Here is a 215-nt window from a genome sequence, read left to right as displayed (position 1 = left end):
ACGGCTTTTCCACCTTGATACAGGTTGAGAAAACAAACTCAAAAACACGGAAGCCAGCAATGTTCGAGAGCCTGACAACCCTTGAATCATCAAAGCGCTATAACGCCCAATTAAGTAGCCAAAAACGTACAAATACCGCTTCTGCAAACCACCGTAAACACTAAACTCACCGCAAACTAAAAATGCCACACGTTTTTGGTCTGCTTGAATTGTTT

General features: G+C 42.3%; 1 pseudogene. It reads right to left on the bottom strand.

What is annotated here, in order from left to right:
• Positions 1–189: pseudogene (locus HC752_RS25565) on the bottom strand (hypothetical protein); the annotation flags it as partial.
• Between the last annotated feature and the right edge of the window lie 26 nt (positions 190–215).

Origin of the sequence: Vibrio sp. S9_S30, assembly GCF_014694455.1 — a bacterium.
GTDB lineage: Bacteria > Pseudomonadota > Gammaproteobacteria > Enterobacterales > Vibrionaceae > Vibrio.
Note: the sequence above shows the minus strand (reverse complement) of the source record. Positions and strands in the feature narration are given on the sequence as shown.